Genomic DNA, 18,384 nt, shown 5'->3' with positions numbered 1-18,384 from the left:
GGCTGAGGGTCAGGCGCCCTCCTCGCTGGGTGGGCGCCAGGCCAGCTGGATCAGCTGGGGCTCACCCCGGTGGCGGATCAGGCGGCCGCGACCCGGCGGGAACGACTCGGGCTTGAGCCCGCCGAGCAGTGGGCCTTCCAGCTTGTCGCCGGACAACATCACGCCCGGCGTTCCGACGTCCCGCATCCGGGCGATGATCGGCTCGTACAAGGCTCGTCCGGCGCCGTTCATCCGGCGCGTGACGACGAGGTGGAAGCCGATGTCCCGGCCATGCTGGACGAAGTCGAGCAGCGGGAGGAACGGATTCTCCAGCTGGGTGACCACGAGGTCGTAGTCGTCGACGAGGACGAACAGTTCCGGTCCCGTCCACCAGCTCCGGCGCCGGAGCTGTTCCGGAGTGACGTCGTCCGGTGGCATCCGCTCGGCCATCGACCGGGCCGCCTCCGACATCAGGTGCGTCGTGGCCGGCCGATCCGCGCCGTACCCGATCAGGTGCGGCGTGGTCACTTCGCCGAGCAGCGCGCGGCGGTGATCGATCAGGATGATCCGCGCCTGCTCGGGTTCGTACGAGGCCACGATGCGGTCGGCGAGGACCCGGAGGAAGGTGGACTTGCCGGACTCGGCGTCGCCGAACAGCAGCAGGTGCGGCTCCGTGCCGAAGTCGAGCTCGGCCGGCTGGAGATCGTGCTCGGCCAGGCCGATCGACAACCGGTGACCAGTGCCGTCCACTCGATCTCGGGGCGGCAGGCTCGCGTAGGGAAATACTGTGGGCAGCAACCGTACGCCGGGGGCGCGCTCACCGGTCCAGGCCGCTCTGACGGCCCGCACGAGCTCGGCCGTACCACTGGCGACGGAACCGCGTCCGGAGGTGTCGGCCTCTGCGCCGATCTCAGCGGGCAGGTGCGGCAGGCCGATCAGCATCTGGTGCTTGCTCATCGTGATGCCGCGACCGGGTCGGTTGGCGGGCACGGCCAGGGCTGCGATCCGGTCGACCATCGAGTCGATCGGATCGCCGAGTTTGAGCTCGATCCGGGTACCGAGCAGGTCACGGATGTTGAGCCGGAGCTCGTACGACCGAGCACAGGTGAGGACCACGTGGACGCCGTACGAGAGACCACGGGCAGCGATGTCGGTGATCTGAGTCTCGAGTTCCTCGAAGTCACTGCGCACGGTTCCCCAGCCGTCGACGACCAGGAACACGTCACCGAAGGGGTCGTCGGTGAACTCGCCCGCGGACCGTCGCCGGCGGTAGGTGTCCATGCTGTCGATCTCCTGCGCGGCGAACTGGCGCTCCCGTCGATCGAGCAGACCGGCGACCTCGGCGACGGTGCGTCGTACCGCACCTGGGTTCTGCCGTGCCGCGACGCCGCCGACGTGCGGCAGGTCGCGCAGTGCGCCGAGCGAGCCACCGCCGAAATCCAGGCAGTAGAACTGTGCCTCGGCCGGAGTGTGGGTCAGCGCCAGGCTGGTGATGATCGTCTGGACGGTCGTGCTCTTGCCACTCTGTGGACCGCCGATCACGACGATGTGTCCCTCCGCACCGGACAGGTCCAGGACCAGGGGATCACGACGTTGCTCGAGCGGACGGTCGACGACTCCGGCAATGGCCCGCAGGCTTCCGTACCACGCCGAGTGGGTGACCGACAGGCCCCTGGTCTCATCGGTCTGCAGGGTTCCGTAGAGCTCGCCGACGGCCGGCGACTCGCCGAGTGGCGGCAGCCAGACCTGGTGAGCGGGATCGCCCCGGCCGCTCAGCCGATCCACCAGGATGTCCAGCAGGCTCTCACCGACGGCGTCGTCGTTGACCTCGTCGAACGCGTCCTCCTCGGCGGAGTCGTCGACAGCCGGCGCGTGATAGCTGGTGGAGTACGGCATCAGTTCGGGGATCTCCTGGTATCCCCGCCCGCTGAGCTGCGCGACCGGGCGCTGGTGAACGCCGGAGACATAGGCGGAGCGGAAACGAACCATCGTCTCCGTGCCCGAGCTGAGGAAGCCATGCCCCGGCGGCCGCGGCAGCTTGAAGGCCTCGCCGTTGCCGAGCACGGCCCGGCTGTCCATGTCGGAGAAGGTCCGCAAGGCGATCCGGTACGACAGGTGGGCGTCCAGGCCACGGAGCCGTCCCTCTTCCAGCTTCTGGCTGGCGAGCAGCAGGTGTACGCCGAGCGAGCGGCCGACTCGTCCGATCTGGACAAAGGTGTCGATGAAGTCCGGTTTGGCGCTCAGCAGCTCGCTGAACTCGTCGACGATCACGAGCAGGGTCGGTACCTCGTCCAACGGAGCGCCGGCCGCGCGTGCCTTGTCGTAGTCCCGGAGCGAGGAGAAGTTGCCGGCGGCCCGCAACAGCTCCTGTCGCCGGAGCAGTTCGCCGTTCAGCGCGTCCGTCATCCGGTCCACCAGGTCGAGCTCGTCGGCCAGGTTGGTGATGACGGCACTCGTGTGGGGTAGCCGGTCCAGTCGCGCGAAGGTGGCGCCGCCCTTGAAGTCGACCAGGGCGAAGTTCAGCGAACGCGGCGGATGGGTGATCGCGAGACCCAGCACCAGCGTGCGCAGAAGCTCGCTCTTTCCGGAGCCGGTCGCGCCGATCAGCAGACCGTGCGGGCCCATCCCGTCCTGGGCGGACTCCTTCAGGTCGATCTCGATCGGCATACCGTCCGGACGGATGCCGAACCGGATCCGCAGCCGGTCGCGGTTCGGGCGCTGAATCCAGGTGTCGGTCGGATCGAAGGAGTACGGGTCGCCGATCTCGAGCAGCTCGGCCAGTCCGAGCTCCGCGCTCAGCGGCTGCTCGCCGACCGCGCCCGCTGTGAGCCGCAGCGGTGCGAGCTGCCGGGCGAGCGCTTCGGCGGGCGCGAGGCCGAGGCCGTCCGCCTCGCCCAGTTCCGTCTCGCCGTCCATCGTCTCGGTCGCCAAGTTGCCTTCGGCATCGACAGTGAGTACGACGGAGCTCGGGTCCAGCGCCCGGGGCGGCGTACTGCTCAGGTCGACGACGACCACACCTTCGACTCCGCCGCCGGTCATCAGGTGATCGGAACCGGCCAGCTCGCCGCCGTCGATGACCACGACGATCAACGGTCCCGACGTCCGGCTGTCCAGTTCGGGGTCGAACCGGGGACGGCTGGCGATGAGGTCCTCCAGCATGGCCTCGATCGCCGTGATCGCCGGGGCGACCAGCCGCAACGGGCCCACGGCGTCGACGCGATGTGGATGCTGCCCGTGCGGAAGCCACTTGATCCACTCCCAGTCGGACTGCTCGTGGCGTCCCGCACAGACCGCGACACGCAGGTCATCGGGTGCGTGGAACGTCGCCAACTGGGCGAGCATCGCCCGGGTCAGGCCGAGTCCGCGCTCGCGATCGCCGCGGATGTGGATCCGGCTGAAGCCGCCGACGGAGATCGCGAGCGGCAGCCCGGGGACTTCGGCGTACGTCGCGAGGAACCGGCGCAGCGCCAGAGCGGAGAGAGGTTCCAGCCGCTCCAGCGGCTGCGTGTCGGGTGGGACCAGCGCGATCGGGGCGCTCTGCCGTCCGGCGCCGATCCGGGCGACGCCGAAGTCGATGTCGTCGCGTCGACGTTCCCACAGCCGGTAACTCGCGGCCAGGCTCCACAGCGCCTCCGGCGTCGGATGCGCGTAGTGAAGCGCCTTCCGCTGCCGGTCGATCGCGCGGTTCAGCCGGATCCGGTGCTGGGCGAGTTGCCTGAGGTACGCCCTGCGGGCATGACCCATCTCGCGCTTGCCGGTGCCGCCGGCCTGGACGACGGCCACGATCACCATGCCGAGCATCGCCGCGCCGAACAGGCCGTAGATCACCAGCCGGAGGCTGGAGCGCAGGCTGCCCGAGAAGGTGAGCAGCATCGCGCCCATCATCGCGACCATCGGCAGCATCATCAGGCCCTGCGTCCACTGCCGTCCGCTCGGCAACGGAATCTCGGGTGGCGCTTCCAGCATCAGTTCTCCGGACGGCAGCTCGGGTGCCGGACGACGGGCCGGTCGCTTGACGATGACCGTTGCCATGTCGGTTCTCCTCAGGGCTCGGCAGGTCTCGATCGTGCGTGGCCGTCGGCCTTGCTGGGGCCCACTGGCAGGAAGGTGCCGCGGCCCGGCGGCCGACGCGCGCGGACCGTAGCGTCGAGGCGAGTCGTGGCATGGATCCGCGACTCCGGTCTCCGGCCCGGAACGCCCGGTGCCCGACCGCGATGGCAGGAAAGGAGAGCCAGGATGGGAAGTCCCGCCAACCAGATGCACATGGTGACCGAGTCGGCCCAGCACGCCCAGGCGACGTCGAGTACGACGGCTGAGAGTCTGCACGGGCACGTGACCCGGCTGAACGCCGAGGTCGGCGCCGTGGTCGGTACCGGCTGGCACATGGATCAGGCGATCGGCTTTGCCAACGCTCACCAGAGCTGGGCCGACGGCATGGGCAAGTTGATCGTCGCGCTGCAGAAGGTGAGCACCGACGTGGGTGCTCATCACAACAGTTACGTCGAGACCGACGCCGTCCAGGCCGGCGCGCTGAACAGGATTCAGGCGCCCATGTTCAGCGGCGTGCTCTGACCGGCGTCGAGTCAAGGAGGCAATGTCGTGGGACTGAAGAAGTGTGAGTTCGGCAGCGTCGAGGGGATGCTGGGCCAGGTCCAGGCGACCCACACGGCGGTGATGGCCGACAAGGACGCGTGGCTGCGGACGGTCGGGCTGACCTCCCAGGACCTGCTGGACAACGCAGGTGGCCGGTTCACCGAGGTCAACCAGGCTTGGGACCAGGTGACCGCGGCGATGCAGGAGATGCAGGCCCACCTGCGGGTGGCCGGCGTTCAGGCGGTGGCGGAGAACATGGCGACCGTCGCCCGCGCCGCGGCAAGGTACTGATGTCCTGAGAGGTTCGATCGGAAGAAGATGGGCTCCGATGCCTGCCCTGCCAGGCATCGGAGCCCTTCGTTGTCGGTCAGCGTTCGGCGGGCGGCGGCTGCAGCAGGAAGATCTGGTCCGGCGGATTGTCACGTCGAGGCTCGCTCGCGGGTACGGCGGCACGGCCGGGGCGCCAGCGCCGCCGTACCGCCCGGGGGACGATCAACGCGATGAGCAGACCGGCCAGCGCAGCGCCGATCGCGATGCTCGACTGACGCCAGGCCTGAGCCAGCAGATGTCGTTCGGCGCCGGCCCGGGCGATGGCCGCCTGATCGACGGGCGGGTGTGTCATCCGCGGCATGGCTGCGGGTCGCTTGGTGCTCAGCCCTTCGGTGACGGCCCGGTAGGGATCGATGATCCCGACGCCGTAGGCCTGTCGGGCGCTTCCGCCCCGGGCCGGCGTGGCGGTGGCGAGGATACGCTGGGCGACTTGCGGTGCGGTCAGATGCGGCCAGGCCGATCGAACCAGCGCCGCTGTGCCGGCCACGAACGGCACAGCGAAACTCGTACCGGTGTAGTAGTTGTGGCCACCGCGGCGGGCTGCACCGACCACTGAACCACCGGGCGCGACCACATCGACGTACGGTCCGATCTGAGAGCCTTGCAACTTGACTCCGGCGATGTCGGTGGCGCCGACACCGAGAACGCCGGGGTACGCCGCCGGGAAGGAGGGGTGCACGGTGTCGTCGCGTTGCTCGTTGCCGACCGCTGCGACGACTAGTGCGTCCTTGCGCTGGGCATAGGCGACCGCCTCCCGGACCACCTTGTCGTCGCGGGCGCCGGCGAGCGACAGATTGATCACCTTCGCGCCGCTGTCCGCCGCATATCTGATGCCCTGGGCAAGGACCAGAGGGTCGATCTCGTTGGTCGTACCGTCGGTGGTGCCACGGTCGCTCACCCGGACCGGCAGGATCCGGGCGTTCGGGGCGATGCCCCGGAAGCCGGTGCCGTCGGCGGCATCGGCGGCGATGATGCCGGCCACCGCCGTCCCGTGGGAGTCGCAGTCGAAGTTCGCCCGCAGCCTGCCGACCTGGAAGAAGTCTTCGCCTTCGGCCACCTTGCCGGGCCGGCTCAGTTGCGGGTGATCGGAGTCGACACCGCTGTCGACGACCGCGACCAGGACGCCGGCGCCCGTGCTGTACGGCCACACACTCGGCGGATCGAGGATCTGCTGAGCCCAGGGCAGTTGCCGGATGACCGGCAGCGCGGGATCGGCGTTCGGGCACAGGCCTGGCGGGGGCTTGGCAGCGGCGACGCCGGTCGGCATCAGGAGGCCACCGGTCAGAACTGTGAGCAGCAAGGCGGTGATTCGCTTGGGCACGCTTCATCGTGCCGGGGATGCGCCCGCCGCTCGCCGCGCTGGCAGAAAGCTGTCAACGAGATCCGCACCGAAGCACGCCGGCCGATCCTGCTCACATGATCGAGGACCTGACGAAGCTGGCGGAGGAGCTGGGCGCGGCTCGGCGGGCCGCGTCCGAGGTTCGCGGCCGCGCGGTCTCGGACGACGGGCTGGTGACGGTGGTGGTCGACGGCGACGGCGGTCTGGCCGAGCTGGAGCTGGATCCACGGATCTATCGCAACCCGGACTCGGCGCTGCTCGCCGACTGCATCAAGCAGACCATCGCCCGCGCACTGGACGACGCGACCCAGCAGGCCTTCGCCGTCGTGCGCAAGGTGCTGCCCGAAGCCGAGCGGGACGAACTCCTGTTCGAGCCCCTACTGGCAGAGGTCGACAGACGTACGGGAGGGAGTGAGCGATGGCGAAGGTGAGTGTCGACGGGATGGAGATGGACACCGACGCCGTACGGACGTCGGGTTCGTCGATGGCGGCCGGCGGCGCCCAGTTCGCGGCCGCCGCTCAGCAGATCATCCAGCGGATCAACTCCAGCGAGTACGCCATCGGTACCGGGCCCACCGCGGACAATTTCCATCTCGGGTACAACCTGCCCGCCACCGACGTGAAGCAGGGAACCGAGTCAGCAGCGAGGACGCTGACGGACCTCGGCAACAGCTTGATCGAGGAGGCGGGCAGGTACGAGGAGGTCGACCAGCGGCATCGGGCGACGCTGGACCGGATCCGGCAGGCCTGACCGGGCATGCCAGTCGCACCGCCGCCGGACGACATCTGGGGATTCTGGCCTCTGGTGAGGAGCCTGGTTGCCGAAGCCGTCGGAAACATCTTCGGCTGGCCTGACCAGGACGAAGACGTCCTGCGCGAGGTCCTTGCGGTCGCGTGGGACGACCTGGGCAATCTCGGGGGCGATATCGCCACCGCGGCCGGGGACCAGGTGCCGACAGTGGCCTCGAGCTGGCCGGACTACGCCGGCGGTGCCTTCAACTACACCCTGAGCAAGTTCGCCGGCTCCGGTCCGGGCGGTGCGGGTGCGACGGAACAAGCGGCGCACGATCTCGCCCAGGCTGTGCGTGACCTCGCGGTCAAGGTCAAGTACACCAAGGAGCAGATCGTCTGGGAGGTCGCGGTCAATCTGCCGTTCTACGCGGCGACGTTCGCGGCCGGACCAGCCGCCCTCGCCGCGGCGGCGGTCGCACGCTACCTGATCTCCCGGGGAACCGCTCGCCTCGTGAGCTCGGCGTTGACGAAACTCGCCTCCCAAGCCGCGTCCTCCACCTTCCCCCGCGCGTTGGGTGCCCCACTGACGCTGCGGGAAGCACCGGCACACTTCGTCAGGAGCACGGCATTCGAGATCGGCGATGAACTGCTGGCGACCGTGCCGCCGTTGGTCAACAACGATCTCCTGAACACCGAGTTCGGCCGGCAACAGCTGCAGCAGGCGGGTCTCGGGGGCGGGCTGGGCGAGGGCATCTCACGCGTGGTCGGGAAGCCGTTCCGAGTGGCGGCAGACTATCTCGGACGCGGTTTGGACCGGGTCGGCGCATCCGACCTGGCGCGGCGTCAGGTCACCACCTTGGTCACCTCGTTCGGCACGAACTCGATCAGTTCGCCGGTCTCGAGCCAGTTGGCGAGCGACATCCTGAACGGGACCTGGTCGGGTATCCAGGGGTACGTCAAGTCGATCGCAGACAACTGGCTGAGCTCAGGTGTCCACGGAAGCCTACGGGCCAACGGAGTCGACTTCTCCCGGAACACGAGCCAGATCGCGTCGACGAACCTGGCCAATCGGTTCGGCTTCGACCCGACCACGTTCACGCCGCCGCCACCCGGCGGACCACCCGTCGTGGCCGGTGATCCTGGACCGTCACCCGGCCCGGCCGGGCCGGCGGCTGCGGGAAAGGGAGCGTCAGGAGTCACGGTCGGTGCGACAGATGGCGCGAGCCACGTCAGCCACGCCGGAAGTGGTACGACGGCCAACGCCGGCGCGGGGGCTTCAGGAACGGCAGCATCCGGAGGTGAGGCAGAAGGCCACGCCTCCAGCGGCCTGCCGACGACGGATGACGGCCAGGCCACGACGGAAGCGCTTGGGTCGCGTGCTGTCCCGCAGGCCACGGGCCACCATGACAGCACGACCGTGCGACCTGGCAACGCCGATGCAGGCCATCACTTCACCGATTCCGACGACGCAGGACAGGTCGGGACGGAGGCGGTCGAGACGCATCCGGTGACCGGCGGACCCGGCCTCCCGGCCGACAGCCTCGAGGCGCCGGATCAAATCGATGCTAGAGGCAACCAAATTGCCGATCCGGCGACGGCGCAATCCTCGCCGACTGCGGAGACCGGCCCGCCCACGACCGCGAGTGGTGAACAGCCCGCGACCGCACCGGTCGTGCAAACCTCGGCCGCCATCGGCTCTGCCGGAGCCCCTTCCGCTGCCGGACACTCGGCCCCGCTGGCACAGACGTCGGCCACCGTCGGCTCTGCCGCAGCCCCTTCGGCTTCCGGACACTCCGCCCCGCCCCCACACACCTCGGTGCTTGGTGCGCACCAGACCAACACTGGCAACGCTGTCCACCCCGCCGCACCGGTCGAGGCCAAGGGCCGCAAGATCCCGGTGCACTCGTCGACCGATGAGGCGACCGACGAAGGCGTTGCCGATAACCGCGATGCCGAGGCGGCTCCGGTCGACGACCAGGTGGCGGCCGAGGGCAACGGACCGACGGGCGCCGAGGATGCGGCGAGGGCGGCGCAGGTGGCTCGGGGGGTGGAGTTTGCGAAGGTGCGGACGACAGAGTTCGTTCCGGATGCCGATGGGTTCCAGGGCAGGGATTCGGTCGTTCCGCCGGAGCTGCTGAGCGGTGGACCGTTCGGGGAAACTGGGCCGGCGGTCGCTGCCCTGGCACCTGCCTCTCCGACGGGGATTCCGCAGGTTGCCAACTCCGCGCGCCGCGGTCCGAACCGGGACGCGTCCAGTTCGGCGGGACCGGTTCACACCAGGTCGTCGCGATCAGGCCGGCCGCCGCGGACGGAGGACGACTCCGCCAGGCCTGCGGCTCAGAGTGGGACGAAGGGGCCGGTCGACAACGATCCGCCCCCTCCGCCGAAGCGGGGACCCGCTGACGAGGCCGACGACCGCGATGATCCGCAACACAACGGGCCGACCGGCACCGAATCCGAGCAGAGTGACAGCGCGGCTGCTGAGCAGGGCGATGTGCGGCCCGAGCGGAGCGACATCGCGTCCGGCGAGCGGAGCGACGGACAAGCCAAGGAGCAGAGCGACGTGCAGGCTCTTGGGCATGTCGCACCGGTCGGGGAGCGGGTGATCGGATTCGGTCTGGATGACGGGCCTACCGTCGGGGCGGCGGCGTTCGCGGCGTTCGTGCGGGCGTTGAACGAGCGGGATGCGAACGACGAACTGACGCAGGTGGCACAGGAGTTGCGGCGGGAGTATTACAAGCGTCCCGATGGTGAGCGCGACGGGAATCCGACCGGCGTCGTGCAGCGGCTGCCGGGAAGGCGGACCTTTTTGGCGGCTGGGCCCGACGGGAAGGTGTTCAGAGTTCCAGTCCCTCCGCTCGAGTATCTGGTCGCCACCGGCGACTTCGCTCCCGTCCGGGTGCCTTCCGGTCCGGGGCCCGGCGCCCCGGTGCGGATCGAGCGGTGGGAGGGGCCGAGCGGTGAGAACGCCTGGTTCGATCCGGACCTGCCGGTCGCACCGGCCGAGAGGCGGGCGGAACCGAATCCGGACTGGACGCAGTGGCATTCCTACGAAGGCAACAAGGTGCGATGGCTGGAGGAATCGCCGGGGCGGGGTCGAGCGGCCGAGGCGGTACTGCGGGAGGACTTCGGGGAGGGCGAGCGCCCTCGGGACGACCACAAGGAACGCGAGGCAGCCGCCGCCCGGGGGATCGACAAGGACGACGGCGGTCACGTCGTCGGCTGGCGGTTCTTCCGGCAGGTGCTGCCCGCCAACTACTTCCCGCAGAACTTGACCTTCAACCGGGGCGCGTACAAGACCTTCGAGAACGAGGTCGCCGACTGGGTCAACGCGGGGTACCAGGTGGAGCTCATCGTCTTCCTGTCACCCAACCAGGATCGCCCGGATCAGGTCACTTTCGTCTACACCGTGGTCGATCCCGGCACCGGCAGAGCCGTGTACTCCGGCGGGCGAACCTTCGACAACGAGCCGCGGAGTGGCGTCAAGCGTCTCCCCGGCGAACGCATTCGTTCGCACCAGCCACCAGACCAGAACGAGAACCTGTTCGAGCCATCGTCGAGTCCGCCCACGGTGAAGTCCGGCCGGGGGCCTACGTGGGGCGCCAACGAGGTGGTGCGCGAACCGAACGGCGAGAAGATCCTGCGGGTGCGGGAGGTTCACCCACAGCCCGCGGACGGCGACGCGGGCCTGACGGGCCGGCCGGTAGTGGACGGCAGGGTGCCCGGTTGGGGATTCTTCCTGGACGCGGCGGAGAAGAGCGTATTCCCGCCCGGCGCCGTCGTGGCATGGGAGGCGTTCGCGCGGCTGGAGGAGGCGGTCGCCGAGGTGGTACGGCGGGGGCAGGAGGTCGATCTGGCCTTCGTCACCAATCCGGACACCATGTCGCTAGAGGCAAAGGCCGTGGTCGCCGATCCGGCCACCGGGCAGCTGGTGACCTATCCGCAGGCGGGGATCGCCGCCCTTGCTGACCAGATCCGACCGGCGGTCGCGCCTGATTCCGATCTGTCCTCGATCGACCCAGTGGATGCTCCGAGCAACCATTCGGCCGGAGCCAACCCTGGGCGCCGCAGCGACATCGCCCGTGCCCTGAATCCGGATCGACCCGCAGACGACGGGGACGGTCCGACCGGCCGGGTCGGGCATGCTCCGAGGGTCGAGGACACCAGGTTCGTCGAGGATGGGCGGGAGGAGGGTGCGGGCGCGCTCAGTCGGGACGCTGTTCTCGACGCGGCCAGGCAGCTCAGGCCGTCCGACTTCGGGGATTTGCTCGAGGCGCCGATCACGGTGACCGACGATTCGGTCGTCGTCGTCACGGCGGACGGCGTCGTGCACACGTTCAAGGTCGAGGAGCCCGCGCCCGTCCGGCCGGGCCGCCTGGCCGCCACCCATGTGGGCACCGGGAACGAGCACCGGGTCGTGGTCGCTCCTGGCGTCGCGGACGACCAGCTGGCTCGGCTGTGGGTGCACGAGATCTCTCACACCCTGCAAGACGTGAAGGCAGCGGAGGCGACACCGGTACGGCGGCTGTGGAACAAGATGACCGGGGGCGGTCCGAATCCCTGTGTCGAGGCGCAGTTCAACGAGTTTCGGTATCTCCGGCGGCAGTGGGCCGCGGCTGTGGAGAGAGGTGACGACACCGAGGTTCGCCTGCTCGAGGAGGACATCCGGGGTCTCGCCGCCGCGATCGGCCACCACGGTCGCACCCCGCCCGCCCTGCCATGGGAGGGACCGCCGGTCGCCGGGCCGAGGGCGGAGTTGCGAGCCGAGATCGAGGCGCGGCGGCAAGCACTCGACGACGAGATCGCCACGCTGCAAGGCCTGATCGACACCAAGACCGCGGTCGCCGGCAAGGCCGTCGACAAGGCGGACGAGGAGTCCGAGAAGGCCAAGAAGGCAGGGCGTGCCAAGGACGAAGGCCGGTACGGGCGGGTACGGGCGGCGGAGGCCGAGGCGAGAAAGCAGAAGGATCTGGCCGAGTGGCATCGGCAGGTCGCCGCAAACTACCGGCGAGAACAGGCCAAGGCGATTGCCGCACGTGACGGCTATCAACAGCTGCTGGCCGGATTCGACGCCAGTACGACGGAGGACCTGCTGGCCGAGGCGACCAGGCTCGCGGCTGAGGTGGCGTCGTACGAGCAAGCCCTAGACGAGCTCTCTCCGCGGAGTGTGGTCGCCGCGATGACGCCGACTGACGAGCTGCCACACCTGCCGGCATTGGTGAAGCAGGTCAACGCGGTGCTCGCGGCGCGCGGCATCGACGAACGGTTCACTGCCGCGGGTCTGCAGAGCAGGCTCAACGCCGGCTTCGGCGCCCTCGCCGGTGAAGACGGTGTGATCTTGCGGGTGGGCCGGAAGAAGACGGCGGAGCTGCGGATCCGGCTCGAGGTCACCAGGTTGCGGGAGGTGCCCGGTCCGCCGAAGACGGCCGGCGAGATCATGCGCGGCCGGTTCCCGCAGCCGGCCCGGCGGGTGGCCACCACGATGATCTCCCGCTTCAACCAGACGTACAGCCGTTCGGCGAACGACGTACTGGAGTGGTTGGGCGGTTTCACGCATGTGCCTTGGCTGAGCGCCGCCGTCCTGTCCCTGCTGGCGGTCAAGGCGGAGGTTTCCGTCGGCGACAGCCGGGCCGTGACGGCGACCGGGGCCGAGTTCGCGCAGGACGGTGCGGTCGAGGACATTCGCGGTGAGTCGGTCATGTTCAGCGGCAGGGCGTCGTACGAAGTGGACCTCCGCACCGACCGGAAGTCCGGGTGGAGTCCGGCGCAGACCGTGGTCGGCACTGACGAGCTACGGGCCTGGATCCCGCACACGTATACGGTGCCCCCGGCAACTGACGTGACACCACGACGCGATCTCCGGAGCGGGCGGTTGCCTGCGCAGCTGCTCAGTTCGATCAGTGGCCTGGAACAACTCACCGACGACGTGATCGCGGCGAATGACAAGGAACTGCGTCAGCTCGGGGCACAGCGCGGGCACGTCGAAGAGCAGATCCACGCCGCTCTCACCACTGACCTCGCCGGGCGACTGACAGAGTCCACCCGGCGACCCCTACTCCTTCCGCTGATGGCGGACGGCAAGCCGGCCGGCTACATCGAGGTGACGACGAAGATCCGGTACGAGTCGGTCACCTTGGCCGGCGCACAGAGTGTCACGCACTGGCAGGAGTCGGTCCGGGTCGGCCAGAGCGTGGTGAGTGTGCAGCAGACCTTCGGGTCGAACGACTCGGAATCGGTCGGGCTCGGGCACACCAGTGCGGAAACCGGAGACGACGGCTCCGGCATCGGGTTCGCCGTGGGCGCGTCCGCAGGCCGGACCGCGTCGCGTTCGGAGTCGTTGTCCGGCGGGAGTACGGCGTACCAGGTCGGGGTGCACCGATTCGTGGGACCGACGCAGGGCTACCGGATGGTGCTCGATCACGACGTCACCGTGGTCCTCAACGGCAAGGCGCCCACGACCACACCTGGCTCGAGCAATGCCCTGATGCGAATCCGGGTGAAGGACGCCTACCGGTCCGGCTTCCCCGTGGACTCCGCCGCCCTGGTGCGGCCGGACGGCCGGCCGGGGCTGCAGGGCGAGGTCCAATCGGGTGTGGAAGTCCCCGGGCGCAAGCTCGAGCTGCCGTCGTGGGCGGCGGGCAACGGCAAGCTCCGGGCGGCCGGACCGTGGAACATCCAAGAAGTCACGGGCGGCGAGAAGGCGTTCCGGAAGACCGTCGAGTACCTGGCCGAACGAGGGTTCGTGCCGCCACTGGATGCCGACCACAACCCCGACCTGAGGAAGCTCTCGACAGATCCGATCGAGCGGCACGCGCAGATCCTCAACCTGGAGGAATTGCGCACGCAGCTGTCGACGGAACGGCTCGAAGCCGGGTACGACATCGCCGCCCGCGGGGGCATCGTGGTCACGCTGAACCTGCCGAGCAGTCGGCAGCCGACGGAGACGATCAGCCTGCGGATCGGGATCGACCAGCACGAGGTACGGACACCGGTCGGCGTGACCACGGACGAGGCCGTGGTGTTCCTGAACATCGGGTCCGACACCGCCGGGCGTTCCGGGGGACGGACCAGGGCGTTCACGGCGCAGGGGAGGGGCGGCCCGGAGCGGTCCGTGGACGGCGCCGAGGTGAAGTCCGGGCTCGCGTACGGCCGGCAGTTCCTCGGCCGCGTGCTCTCCTGGCTCAGCGGCGGCACGATCAACCAGGTGACCCTGGTGGAGAGCAACTCGCCGGTGGCCGTGTTCGAGGTTCCGCACACCCTGACCGTCACCGAGGTCGGCACCGGGACCGTGATCCACCAGGGCACCGGCGAATCCGCCCGTCTCCTAATCGACAGCGACTTTCTCCCGTACGCCGACTCCGCCTCCGGTGACCCGTCGCCGTGGGAGTCCGAGCAGCGGGATCCCGGGCCGGTGCCGGTCGCGGTGCTCGACCGGGCGATCTTGCTCGCGGTCGGTGAGACGAAGCTCGTCGATCAGTTGCCAGAGGCAATCACGTCGGATCCGGCCGCGCTGCAGCAGCTGTCGGCGTTCCTGAACGAGCGCAACCTGCTGGCCCACCCGGAGTGGGCGCGGACCGGCTTGCCGACCACCATCGTGGTTGCCGGGCCGAACGGAACACCACGGCGCGTTCGGGTCACGTTGACGGGCAGGATCAGGGATCCGAAAGCGGTCGGACAGACCGAGGGGACCGCCGGTGACATCAACTTCGCCCTCGGCAGCCACGGGGTCTCGTCCGCGCGTCCGACCGGTCACAGCGGGGACGTGGGCACGTCCGAGGCGGAGGAGTCCACCGGCGGCGGGCTCAAGGTGACCGCCGGCCGCAGCGGGGCGAGGTCCCGCACCGATCAGCACATCTGGGGTGTCGAGCGGCTGACGATCGAGACCGGACGGCACACCGTGTTCGACGCGATCGTCGACTTCGAGCTCACGATCGGCGACGCCGCTCCGGTGCACCTCGAGTCCGGTGTCGTCTTCCAGCTCGCCGAACGGGACGCGCTTCGCTTCTACGGGGAAGGCAAGCTGACGCTGTCGCTGCGCCAGGCAGCGGATGCGGTCGAACGCTACCTGCAGGACGACCTGACCCTCGACCGCAGGACGATCGGTGGTCTCCTCCGGCGTTACCACGCGGAACTGACGCAGGCGAGGGACGCGGGAACCACGGTGCCGGAACTGTCGGCGGCGCACACCACGAAAGCCCTTGCCGACAAGTTCTGGCGACCCTCGCCGAACCCGTCGGCGCCGAACGCGCCACAGCCTGCAGCCGACGATCACGAAGGCCGGCTCCGGCAGGCGCTCCTCCGCGCGGAGGACCTGCCCCGCGTCGACCTGCCCGCGCACTACCGCGAACACCTCGGGTCGAGTCTGGTCGAAAGCGCAGAGCTCGACGACGGCACAGATGACGTCCAGTTGCTCGACGAGGTCCGGGCGATGCTGAAGGAGATCCTGCCCGTGGAGCTCGACCACGATCCGGCGCTTGCGCAGAGCCTGTTCGCGGACCTGGCCGGCAAGCGCTGGTGGGGCCGGCTGGAGGACATGCTCGGACCTCGCGGTCTCGTCCGTCGCTACCCGGTCGGCCGGCCCGGCGACCTCACCGCCGAACAGGTCGAGATCCGGATCACCGCCCGGTTCGCCGGGGAGGTGGTGAACCTGGGATCGACGAAGGACGTCGTCAGCATCGTCCAGCGGTACCTGTACGACGACCGCAGCCGGACCCGGACCACGGGACGCGCGGCCGGCATCGGCGCCGACGGCCTGCTCGGCGATCTGCCGTCGGGATCGGCGGCCACGGATCGCGCCGACGGCAGCTCCACCACGACGGCCGAGCAACTGACCCGGCTGGAACGCATCGCCACGTTCGGCGAGCTGACCCGCGTCGGTCGCGACTTCGAACTCGTCGTCGAAGTCACCCGCGATGCGGTCGACCCGACCCGCGGTGACATCGCCCGCATCCTCGGGGCCGACGAGAAGGTGATCGCGCGCGCGAAGCGGTCGTTGCGTGGAAACCTGGTGCAGCTCGTCCCGACTGCCATGCTCAGAGGACAGCCGAGTCAGGCGACCGCACCGCAGGCCGGCGATCAGACCGCCGTACCGGTTGCCGGTACGGCGGTACGGATGCCGCCGACGTACTTCGTCGAGGGCGTCGGTCCGGGACGGTTCGACCGGCCGGATCTGTTCGAAGCGGCCGTCGGGGAGTTCGCGGACCTGCTCGGACCCGACGGGATCAGGGTTTACCGGGCTCAGCTGGAGAACCAGCTCGCCGCTTCGGCGGCCCACGGCGAGTTCAGCCGGATGGCGACCGAGGAGGGTTTCCGGCTGCAACCGATGACCAAGCCGGGGTCGGCCGGTGAAACCGTCGACGTCACGGTCCACGCGCGCATCTCCAGCCCGGAGCTGGTCAGCGGGCCGCTCGCCAACGGTGAACTCGGCGACATCAACCGGTTCCAGCGCACGGTCTCGACCAGCACGACCGCGGGCCGCTCGCTGCCGCTCACGGGCGCTGGGACCGGAACCTCCCCGGAGTCGGGGGTCAGCGTCAGGGTCTCGGCCGGTGAGCAGGTGACGGACACGACGACGGACGCCTGGGGCACCCGGGACGAGATCAGCCGGATGGAGCGCAGCGATCTGGTCACCATCCGGGTCCGGGTCGACTACGACCTCACCATCGTGCATCGGGCCATCGGTCCGGACGGCACCGAACTCAACCTCGCCAGCCGGTACCGTCCCGGCCTGACCACGGGCGAGGCGTACCTCACCCTGCACGAGCACGACTACCGAAAGCTGACCCGGAAGAAGGTCGTTCGCTCGCCTGAGGTCGAAGACACGCTTTACGTCGCCGATGGGCGGCGGGCTTCGGACGGAGTGCTGAAACCGGCGGACGCCGTGCTGGCGGCGCTGGGCACCAGGTCGGCCGACTTCGGTGGACTCATCACTGCCGATCCCGCCGTTGTCGGCGATCGGACCGTTGTCGTCCGGCAAGGGGACAGCTCGCAGTACTTCAGCGTGCAGGTCGGGGACGTCGACAGCGGGATGGCCTTCACCGAGTTGCACGAGGGCAGCGAGGGCGACCCGCACGTCGTCACCTTCGCCCCAGGAGTTGTTGTCGATCAGTTGGCCAGGGTGTGGGTTCACGAGATCAGCCACACACTGCAGGAGCTGGCTGCGTCCGGCGAGGGCCCGCTGCAGCGGATCACCGGTGCGCTGACCACCGATGGTGAGAACGCCTGTGTCGACGCCCAGTACAACGAGTTCCGGTTCCTCGTCCGGCAGTGGTCCGAGGCCTTCGCCAAGGACGACCAGAACTCGGTGGAGGAAGTCCGCCGCGACGCCGAAGGCCTCGCCCGCGCGATCGAGGCACGCGGATTCCGGCCACCGGCGATCCCCTGGCTGACACAGGAGGAGCTGATCGAGGCCGCCGAGATTCGCCATCAGGAGCTGATCCCGGAGCAGCCGACCCTGCTGCACCGTTTCTCGCGTCGTCCGCGAGTCGTCCTGCTCGACGGGGCGCAGGGCGCAGATCTGAGGGCCATGCAGGAACGGATCCTCGCCGGGTTCGACGACCCCGACTCCGTGGTCCGGTACGACCCCGAGGACGACTATCACGCGCATCCGCGGTACGAGGCGATCATGCGCGAGTGGGGTGCTGCCGGAAGTGAACTGATCGGCCTGGCCGTGCTGGGTCTGCGGTTCCTGAGCTTGGAGGCCTTTGTCAAGGGACCTGAGCAGTACGACGTCGTCATCATCGTTCCGGCAGCTCACACGCTGCAGACGAAGTCCTACATCGCGGACTTCGACGTGAACTACTACCGAGTCAGCGTCGTCTACGTCGCGATGCACGAGACCACCAGGTTGCTCGGCCGGATCGAGGGCTACCAGTCGGGGCGGGACATTCCCGACAGCCGCGGCCGCCCCTGGGCCCCGCTCGACTGGCACGACGTCGCGGAGGCCGAGCTGCCGGACATGGTGCACCTCATGGAGACTGGCGACTGGGCCACCGACGTCTACGTCGTCACCCCTGAAGGAGACGTTCTTCACGAGAATCACCAAGACGGGGACGGCAACTGTGAAGGTGAGCCGGCAGCCCGCGAGACGTACGTCGCCGAGCGCGACCGGCCGCCGACCCCGCTGGAACGAGCCTGCTTCGAAGCGGTTGCCGCTTGGCTGCTGTACGGGCGTGCCGGCCTGCCGCCGCTGGAGGACGAGGTGCAGCAAGCCGTTTTGACGGCGATCAGCCGCGAACTCACCCGGCCGGAACCGTGGCCCGACGACCGTCAGTTCGGCGACGACGACAAGATCGAGCACCGGTTGCGCCGGTACGACGACCCGATCGACAGGAACTTCGAGGAGGAGAAGCGGTGGCAGGCATGGAAGGAAGCGCGGTGGGAAGAGGACGGGCCGTTCCCGTGACGTTGCC

At 69.2% G+C, this 18,384-nt stretch carries 7 protein-coding genes; 5 read left to right on the top strand and 2 right to left on the bottom strand.

What is annotated here, in order from left to right:
* Positions 1 to 9: 9 nt before the first annotated feature.
* The gene (eccCa, locus tag ACYVOK_RS31410) at positions 10 to 4,011 is read right to left on the bottom strand and encodes a type VII secretion protein EccCa (RefSeq protein WP_460666205.1); all 4,002 of its coding nucleotides are present in this window, start codon (positions 4,009 to 4,011) and stop codon (positions 10 to 12) included.
* Positions 4,012 to 4,215: 204 nt separating this feature from the next.
* Here eccCa and ACYVOK_RS31405 point away from each other — a divergent pair, with 204 nt between their 5' ends.
* Both ACYVOK_RS31405 and ACYVOK_RS31400 read left to right on the top strand, forming a co-directional pair.
* Positions 4,216 to 4,551 carry a WXG100 family type VII secretion target gene (locus ACYVOK_RS31405; RefSeq protein ID WP_460666204.1) on the top strand — a complete coding sequence of 112 codons (336 nt, stop codon included), beginning with the start codon at positions 4,216 to 4,218 and terminating at the stop codon, positions 4,549 to 4,551.
* A gap of 27 nt (positions 4,552 to 4,578) precedes the next feature.
* A complete protein-coding gene (locus ACYVOK_RS31400; protein WP_460666203.1) occupies positions 4,579 to 4,863 on the top strand; it encodes a hypothetical protein in 285 nt (94 codons plus the stop codon).
* Between the two features lie 76 nt (positions 4,864 to 4,939).
* Here the strand turns inward: ACYVOK_RS31400 and mycP are convergent, their stop codons facing one another.
* Positions 4,940 to 6,223: a type VII secretion-associated serine protease mycosin gene (mycP, locus tag ACYVOK_RS31395; RefSeq protein ID WP_460666202.1), complete on the bottom strand. Its 1,284-nt coding sequence runs from the start codon at positions 6,221 to 6,223 to the stop codon at positions 4,940 to 4,942.
* 95 nt (positions 6,224 to 6,318) lie between these two features.
* Between mycP and ACYVOK_RS31390 the strand changes: the two genes are divergently transcribed.
* Genes ACYVOK_RS31390 through ACYVOK_RS31380 form a run of 3 tightly spaced genes read left to right on the top strand, consistent with a single transcriptional unit; the run spans position 6,319 to position 18,377 of the window.
* Positions 6,319 to 6,672 (top strand): YbaB/EbfC family nucleoid-associated protein, encoded by a 354-nt coding sequence (locus ACYVOK_RS31390; protein ID WP_460666201.1) that lies wholly within the window; start codon positions 6,319 to 6,321, stop codon positions 6,670 to 6,672.
* Complete coding sequence (locus ACYVOK_RS31385; RefSeq protein WP_460666200.1) at positions 6,660 to 6,992, top strand: hypothetical protein; 333 nt, start codon at positions 6,660 to 6,662, stop codon at positions 6,990 to 6,992. Before ACYVOK_RS31390 ends, ACYVOK_RS31385 begins: the two co-directional genes overlap by 13 nt.
* A 6-nt stretch (positions 6,993 to 6,998) precedes the next feature.
* A complete protein-coding gene (locus ACYVOK_RS31380) occupies positions 6,999 to 18,377 on the top strand; it encodes a WXG100-like domain-containing protein (RefSeq protein ID WP_460666199.1) in 11,379 nt (3,792 codons plus the stop codon).
* The last annotated feature ends 7 nt before the right edge of the window (positions 18,378 to 18,384 follow it).

It is taken from the genome of Kribbella swartbergensis, assembly GCF_054784135.1.
Note: the sequence above shows the minus strand (reverse complement) of the source record. Positions and strands in the feature narration are given on the sequence as shown.

Excerpts from the sequence above, each read along its gene's own strand:
- ACYVOK_RS31390 (WP_460666201.1), top strand. The coding sequence starts at position 6,319 with ATGATCGAGGACCTGACGAAGCTGGCGGAGGAGCTGGGCGCGGCTCGG.
- ACYVOK_RS31385 (WP_460666200.1), top strand. The coding sequence starts at position 6,660 with ATGGCGAAGGTGAGTGTCGACGGGATGGAGATGGACACCGACGCCGTA.
- ACYVOK_RS31405 (WP_460666204.1), top strand. The coding sequence starts at position 4,216 with ATGGGAAGTCCCGCCAACCAGATGCACATGGTGACCGAGTCGGCCCAG.
- eccCa (WP_460666205.1), bottom strand. The coding sequence starts at position 4,011 with ATGGCAACGGTCATCGTCAAGCGACCGGCCCGTCGTCCGGCACCCGAG.
- ACYVOK_RS31380 (WP_460666199.1), top strand. The coding sequence starts at position 6,999 with ATGCCAGTCGCACCGCCGCCGGACGACATCTGGGGATTCTGGCCTCTG.